The following is a 7,612-nucleotide window of genomic DNA, read 5'->3' as shown; positions in this document are numbered from 1 at the left end:
ATCGCGCCGAGAGTACTGCGGGGCCAGCCCGTGGGAGGCCAGGGCGCCGCTGACCGGTGGACGGCACCGAGCCGTCAATGGAATGGAAAAGGGGGAGGCCTCGCGGCCTCCCCCTTTTTTGCGTTTACGGGCTTTTGTCTCACATAGTAGCTGTGTTTTATAACCCTCGTTTGTCGCATCTTCTGTGAACGGGCTACAATAACTTAGTCTGTGCGATATGGAGGTGAACATGGCTGAAGCTGGTATCGGCGTTGATATCGTCGAGATTTCCCGTATGAAATCAATTCTTGAAAAGACGCCGTCGTTTGCTCGGCGTGTGTTTACCGAAGAAGAGCGTGCGTATTGTGATGCATCATCGCGTCCCGCTGCTCACTATGCGAGCCGCTTTGCTTCGCGTGAGGCGGTGCTTAAAGCTCTTGGCACGGGTTTTAGTCAAGGCGTGGGTCGCAAGGATGTTTCGGTAACGCGTGATAAACTCGGCAAACCGAAGGCTCTGCTTTCTGGTCGTGCTCTCGAAATCGCCCAGGATTTGGGTGTTGTCGAGGTCGCTCTTTCTATTACCCTTACGGGTGACTTGGCTGTCGCTAATGCCATTGCAATCACCGAGGATGCTCGACCTAAGCCCAAGGAAGAAAAGGTGAGCAACAAGAAACGCGTTGCGCAGACATTTAAAGAGGCTCGCTCTGTTTTAGATGAGCTTGAGCAGCTGCAGAATTCAGCATTGACGGAGCACTTGGGCGATGCTTCGCAAGATACGCTAGGAGCATAGATGAAACCGGTTTTGAGTACCGAAGAAGTCGTTCGTCTCGAGGATATCATCGAACGCGAAGGGACTTCGAAGGCCGAGCTTATGGAGTTAGCGGGTGAGTTTGCCGCCAACGAGGTCTTGAAGCTCAATCCCGATCGGGTTCTCGTTCTGGTCGGTTTTGGTAATAATGGCGGCGACGGTTGGGTTGCCGCCGATATCCTGAGCCACAAGGGTGTGGACGTGGATATCGTTTCTCCGGTTGAGCCGGATGAGATTCCTGCTGCTTTGGCACGTCATGTTGCTCGTCGAACTGCCGGCCGCGATGTGCACGTTTGCGTCGGTCCCTCGCGTGACGAACTCGAGGTTTTGATCGATAAGGCGGATGTTGTTGTCGATGCCATTTTTGGTACCGGTTTCCACGGGAATCTGCGTGCGCCGTTCTCCATTTGGATTCCTACGGTCAATGAATGCGCCGATTGTGTCGTATCCATTGATGTCCCCTCGGGCCTGAATGCCGAGACGGGCGTTGTTGATGACGACTGCATTCGTGCCGAGCGCACGGTGACGATGATTGCGCCCAAGATTGGTCTGTATAGCGCTGATGGCCCTGAGTATGCTGGCGATTTGATCTGCGGCAATCTTTACGACCGTCTTGACGAAGTCATCGATGATGTTGACCACGCCGCCGAGATTGTCGAGCCCGGTGACTTAGTTGATTACTTTGCTCCGCTACCATCGAATATCGATAAGTATTCCCGTGGCTCTGTGCTTATTGTCGCCGGATCGGCGCAATATCCTGGTGCTGCCATTATGGCGGCCAAGTCTGCAGCTCGCGCGGGTGCTGGTTACGTGGCGGTCGCGGCTCCTGATGCCTGCGCCAATCTTATTCGCATGGCACTTCCTTCGATTCCCGTCTTTGCTATTCCGTCTGATTCCCGCGGCTCCTTTGGCGCCGCTGCGCGCATGACGGTGTGCGAGATCGCAAAGAAGTACAGCTGCGTACTGTGCGGTCCCGGTATGACGACGTCTGCTGGCGCTATGCAGGTGGTTTCGGGCTTGCTCGAGCTTGATGTACCGCTAATTTTGGACGCCGATGCACTCAACTGCCTTGCTAAGATTGCCATTGACGGTATTGATAGTAACCCCGAGATGTATCGTCGTGAGCAGCCGTTGGTTATGACGCCGCACTATCGTGAGCTTTCGCGTTTGGTTGCCGGTGACGAGGTGAACGACCTTGGTACCGCGATTGCAGCTGCGCAGAAGGTTGTCTGGGCTGCAGGCTCCGACAATCTGGTGGTCATAGCCAAGGGGCCGACGACGGCTATCTGTGGCGTTGAGCGCGTGCTGCTGCCACTCTCGGGTCCGGCTTCTCTGGCAACTGCCGGTTCTGGTGATGTTCTCGCGGGTATTTTGGCCGGCACGCTTGCCACCATGCGCGACGAGATGGATCGTTGGGAGCTGCTGTATTCGTACGCCGTCGCACTTCACAGCTACGCCGGTTTTGCCGCGGCGACGGAGTATGGTGAGAAGAGCGTTATCGCGACCGATCTTATCGACTTGATCGGTCCTGCCATGGAGCTGGCGGCAAAGGATGCGCTCGAAGATCTGGGAATCATGGACGAAGGGTCGGATGACTAATCATGAATAAAGCCGATTTGACGCGCTGGTCCTGGGTCGAGATCGACCGCGGGGCGCTCCGTCGCAACACGAGAGCCTATAAGAACTTGTTGAATCCGCGTCAGCGCCTGTGCTGCGTGGTCAAGGCCGATGCTTATGGTCATGGAGCTGTTGAGTGCGCTAAGATCATGTATTCGGCTGGTGCCGACATGTTTGCCGTGGCGACGGTCAACGAGGGCGTTGGGCTCCGTCAGGGCGGAATTACTAAGCCCATCCTGATTCTAAGCGAGCCGCCTATCGAGGCTATTCCTGCATTGCTCGAGTTCGATATCATGCCCTCGGTCTATACGTCCGATTTTGCTCTCGCGTATGGCGAATGCGCCGTCGCGGCGGGCAAGGTGGGCAAGTACCATCTTGCCATCGAGACGGGCATGAATCGTATCGGCGTTCACTACACACAGGTGCTCGACTTTGTCCGCGGCATCAGCTTCCATCGCGGTATTCAGTGCGACGGCGTATTTACGCACTTTGCCACGGCCGATGAACCTTCGGGTTGGGACTACAAGCTGCAGTGCCAGCGTTTTACCGAGGCCGTTCAGGCCATTAAGGACGCAGGTTTTGAATGCGGTATCGTGCATTGTGCCAATACGCCATCCTCGATGCTCGATTCTTCAATGCACTTTGACATGATTCGTGCCGGCATCGGTTTGTATGGTCTGCAGCCATGTGAGCTGAGTGGTCGCGTGATGCAGCTTGATCCCGTCATGAGCGTCCACGCGCGTGTGACGCGCGTGGCGCATCCTGCGATGGGCGAGGGCGTGGGCTACGGCTTTACCTATCGCGTACCGCGCACGCGCGTTCAGATCTGCACCCTTCCGATCGGTTATGCCGATGGCCTTTCGCGTACGCTTTCCAATCGTATGGACGTGCTGTATCGCGGCGAGCGTGTGCGTCAGGTGGGCAATATCTGCATGGACCAGTTTATGGTCGCCATTCAGTCCAACCCGGCGCATGAGATTCCCGAGGCCGAGTATGGTGACGAGATGATCATTGTCGGCCGCGATGGAGATGCCGAGATTACCATGGACGAGATGGCGCGCCTACGCGGCACGATTAACTACGAGGTCGCTTGCGGCTTTGGTATGCGTCTCGACAAGGTCTACGTGTAGGAGTCGCTATGGGCGTCATGCACATCCCCGGCCATAGCCATCAGGCGCCGCGTGAGGTCGCACTCGAGGAGATCGAGGCCGTTCTGGGCGATTGTCACCTTTGCCAGCTTTACCAGTCGCGCCATAACATCGTGTTTGGCGTGGGAAACCCCCACGCTCGCGTGATGTTTATTGGCGAGGCGCCGGGCCGCAATGAGGATTTGCAGGGCGAGCCCTTTGTGGGGGCGGCAGGCGAGGACCTCAACGGCATTTTGTCGCTGGCGGGGCTCAAACGCGAAGACGTCTACATTGCCAACGTGCTTAAGTGCCGCCCGCCGGGAAACCGCAATCCGCGTCCCGAGGAAGTGCTGGCTTGCTCACCGTTTTTGCGCGAGCAGATTCGAAGCATCTGGCCCGATATCATCGTGACGCTCGGCAACCCCGCAACGCACTTTGTGCTCAAGACCGAGATCGGCATTACCAAGCTGCGCGGCAGGTTCCATCAGATGGGGCACTTTGTGGTGATGCCCACTTTCCATCCGGCAGCAGCGCTACGCAATCCAGCGTGGCAGGAGCTGCTGGAGGAAGACTTTAAGATGCTGGGCGACTATCTGGGGCGACATCCCGCACCAGAGGACGCCTCGGAATAATAAGGAGCATGTATGTCCCTGGAGCGCCTGGGGGTAGGTACTTACAAAACGACTTGCGCTGCCGATACAGAGTACTTTGGCGAGCTAATTGCACCGTGCCTTGAGGACGGCGATGTGCTCATCCTGACCGGTGGCCTGGGAGTGGGCAAAACTCACTTTACCAAGGGCGTCTCGCGCGGGTTGGGCGATGGGCATATGGTTACGAGCCCTACGTTTGCGCTCATGGCCGTTCACGATCAAGGTCGTATTCCGCTGTTTCACTTTGATTTATACCGCCTGGAGCATGCCTACGAGCTCGAGGATACGGGCATTTTCGATGTGCTGGGCTATGAGGGTGCTTGCCTGCTGGAATGGGGCGAACAATTCCAGGACGAGCTGACGGATGAGTATCTTTCGGTGACGCTCAAGCGTGATGGGGGCGACAGCGATGTGCGAACGATAACGCTTGAGGCGCACGGTGACCGCGCAATGGAGCTTTCCCATTTGATTGATAAGGCTGTACAAGATGAGCTTGCATAACGACAACGCGCTGGTGGTGGCGCTCGATACCTCGACCGACATGCTTGCCTGCGCGGCAAGCTGGATTGATGGGCAGACGGGCGAGACGAAGCTCGTGAGTGGCGACCACATGTGTCGCCGTCACGCCAACGTTGAGCTCGTGAATACCGTTGATGGCGTGCTGGCTCAAGCCGGTCTGGATCGCAGCGATGTTGGTTGCTATGTGGTCGGCCGCGGCCCGGGGTCCTTTACGGGTGTGCGCATCGGCATCTCCACTGCCAAGGGCCTCGCGCGTGGTGCCAATGTTCCGCTGCTGGGCGTGTCGACGCTCGATGCTTGCGCTTGGACGGCGTGGAAGGCTGGCGTGCGCGGCAAGCTTGGTATCTTGGCCGATGCTATGCGCGGTGAGGTATATCCGGCGCTGTATATGCTGGTCGATGAGGGTCCCGAGCGTCAATTTGAGCGCGAGCACGTGGTCAAGGCCGCCGTGGCGCTCGATGAGTGGCGCCAAGCAGCGGACTGGGACCAGGTTCAGCTGACCGGTGACGGTCTTGTGCGCTATGGCAAGCTGCTGGGTGAGGACGAGACCGCCCGCTGCGTGGAGCGCGACCTGTGGTGGCCTTCGGGCGAGGGCTTGCTGCTCGCGCACGCTGCGGGCGACGGCGATCCGGCCCGCGTCCTGCCGATTTACACGCGCCTTTCGGATGCCGAGGAAAACGAGCGCAAGCGTCTTGGTCTTGCCGAGAGTGCGCAGAGCGAAATTACGGGTGTTGCCGATGAGCTCGCCGGTCGTCATCTGCAGTTCCGTCCCATGGGCGCGGCGGATGCCGAGGGCGCGAGCGCACTGGAGGCTACTTGCTTTGAAGGTGCCGGACACGAGGCGTGGACGCCGGGCATGTTCCTGTCCGAACTGGGCGAGGACGTCGCTGCGCCGCGTAGTTGGTGGGTGGCACACGACGACGGCAAGCTGCTGGGCCTTGCCGGCGGTATGGTCGTGGACGGTGATGTGCAGATTCTGGATGTCGCCGTCGACCCGGCACATCGCCGTGAGGGCATTGCCCGCAAGCTGCTGTCGCATGTGAGCTATGATGCCCAGATGCTCGGCTGCACCACGGCTTCGCTCGAGGTCGAGGACGGTAACGAGGGAGCGACCGCGCTTTATAACGCTCTGGGCTTTACCGAGGCTGGCCGTCGCCGCGGCTATTATGGTGCCGGCAAGGACGCCATCGTCATGACGGCTCCGCTGCCCCTGGTGCTTCCGGTCGACAATGCCTCGCCCGAGCCGACGGCAGCCGAGCAGCGCGTATGGCCGCTGCCTGCGCCTAGGCGCTCCGAGGGGGAGCGTGCCGAAATTGAGCGCCGCCGCCTAGTGCTCGCTATCGAGAGCTCCTGCGACGAGACGGCCGTGGCGATTATCGATGCGGATGGCAATATGCTGGCCAACCAGGTGTCGACACAGATTGATTTTCACGCCCGCTTTGGCGGCGTGGTGCCCGAGATCGCCTCGCGCAAACACGTTGAGGTGATTGTGAGTGTCGTGGATGCGGCGCTCGAGGATGCCGCAGCATCGCTGGGCCTTACGGGCGGAGCCATTGCACCAAGTGAGCTTGCCGCCGTGGGCGTGACACAGGGTCCGGGCCTGGTGGGCGCCCTCGTGGTGGGCGTTGCCTTTGCCAAAGGCTTTGCCTACGCTGCCGGTAAGCCGCTCGTATGCGTCAACCATCTGGAGGGGCACCTGTTTGCCAACTTGCTGGCGCAGCCCGACCTCAAGCCGCCGTTCATCTTCACGCTTGTCTCGGGCGGGCACACCATGCTCGTGCACGTGAAGGCATGGGGTGACTACGAGGTACTTGGTGAGACACTCGACGATGCTGTGGGCGAGGCCTTCGACAAGGTGGCAAAGGCACTGGGTCTGGGCTATCCCGGTGGCCCCATCATCTCCAAGCTGGCCGAGACGGGTAATCCCCGCGCGATCGATTTTCCTCGCGCGCTTAACAGCAGGGGAGACTATCGCTTCTCGCTTTCGGGCCTCAAGACGGCGGTGACGCTCTACATCGAGCAGGAGACCAAGGCCGGGCGCACGATTCACCTGCCCGACCTAGCGGCCTCGTTTGAGGCGGCGGTCTTTGACGTGCAGTACAAGAAGGCCAAAAACGCCCTGCACGCCACCGGGTGCAAGGAGTATTGCATCGGCGGTGGTGTCTCGGCCAATCCGCATCTGCGCGAGATGATGATCAAGAAGCTCGGGCGTCAGGGGATCCGCGTGACGGTGCCGCCCTTGTCTGCCTGCACCGATAACGCTGCCATGATCGCGGAGGTCGCCCGCCGTAAATTCGACCGAGGTGAAATCTCGCCGTTCGACGTCGATGCCGATCCGAACATGACGCTGTAGTCGCAAAGGTGCGATCCCCGGCGCTGCCCGGGCGCCAACGGCCGCATATGAACTTTCCTGCTCTACAGTCCTGCTCACGACGGAGGCCACATTAAGTGGCCTCCTGTTCGTGCGGAACTCGCGATAAAGTTCATATGCGGCCGTTGGCGCCCGGGCAGCGCCGGGGACCTTTCTGTATCGATATAGCTTCTGAGCTGGATCGGCGTCGACAACGTCCAGCAAGGTTAACAAGCCAGCGTCGAATTTCCGGCGTGCTTTAGCTGAAAGAAAAGATGGCATGCGGAGCTTTGCTCCGCATTTGGGATGGGAGCCCCTCGGGAGCGGGCGGGCGTATACAAGGTTTATCGCGAGTTCCGCACGAGCCGGAGAGCACTTAATGTGCTCTCCGTGCGAGCAGGACTGTAGAGCAGGAAACCTTGTATACGCCCGCCCGCTCCCGAGGGGCATCTCTCATGCAAAAACTTTTGTTGGGTAAAGTCCGAGGTCAATGGCGTTTTATACCGAGAAATTCAAAAATAGTTGAAAATTCATTACAAATTTGCGTTGACTTTAGGTAACT

6 protein-coding genes are annotated in these 7,612 nt (G+C 58.9%); all 6 read left to right on the top strand.

Annotated elements, in window-relative coordinates; translation table 11 throughout:
- Positions 1 to 229 precede the first annotated feature (229 nt).
- From acpS to tsaD, 6 genes are read left to right on the top strand one after another with little or no spacing between them, the layout of a single operon-like run.
- Positions 230 to 769 carry a holo-ACP synthase gene (gene acpS / locus PMW70_RS08380; protein WP_055252164.1) on the top strand — a complete coding sequence of 180 codons (540 nt, stop codon included), beginning with the start codon at positions 230 to 232 and terminating at the stop codon, positions 767 to 769.
- Complete coding sequence (locus PMW70_RS08375) at positions 770 to 2,386, top strand: NAD(P)H-hydrate dehydratase (RefSeq protein ID WP_082435564.1); 1,617 nt, start codon at positions 770 to 772, stop codon at positions 2,384 to 2,386.
- A gap of 2 nt (positions 2,387 to 2,388) precedes the next feature.
- Positions 2,389 to 3,534, top strand: coding sequence for an alanine racemase (gene alr / locus PMW70_RS08370; protein ID WP_117798368.1), 1,146 nt, complete (start codon positions 2,389 to 2,391; stop codon positions 3,532 to 3,534).
- Positions 3,535 to 3,542: 8 nt separating this feature from the next.
- A complete protein-coding gene (locus tag PMW70_RS08365) occupies positions 3,543 to 4,163 on the top strand; it encodes a uracil-DNA glycosylase (RefSeq protein ID WP_117848849.1) in 621 nt (206 codons plus the stop codon).
- Between the two features lie 12 nt (positions 4,164 to 4,175).
- A complete protein-coding gene (tsaE, locus tag PMW70_RS08360; protein WP_271744569.1) occupies positions 4,176 to 4,682 on the top strand; it encodes a tRNA (adenosine(37)-N6)-threonylcarbamoyltransferase complex ATPase subunit type 1 TsaE in 507 nt (168 codons plus the stop codon).
- Complete coding sequence (gene tsaD, locus PMW70_RS08355; protein ID WP_271744568.1) at positions 4,669 to 7,053, top strand: tRNA (adenosine(37)-N6)-threonylcarbamoyltransferase complex transferase subunit TsaD; 2,385 nt, start codon at positions 4,669 to 4,671, stop codon at positions 7,051 to 7,053. The genes tsaE and tsaD overlap by 14 nt, the downstream gene beginning before the upstream one ends.
- Positions 7,054 to 7,612: the final 559 nt, after the last annotated feature.

The organism is Collinsella aerofaciens (genome assembly GCF_028209625.1).
Classification (GTDB): domain Bacteria; phylum Actinomycetota; class Coriobacteriia; order Coriobacteriales; family Coriobacteriaceae; genus Collinsella; species Collinsella aerofaciens_AM.
Note: the sequence above shows the minus strand (reverse complement) of the source record. Positions and strands in the feature narration are given on the sequence as shown.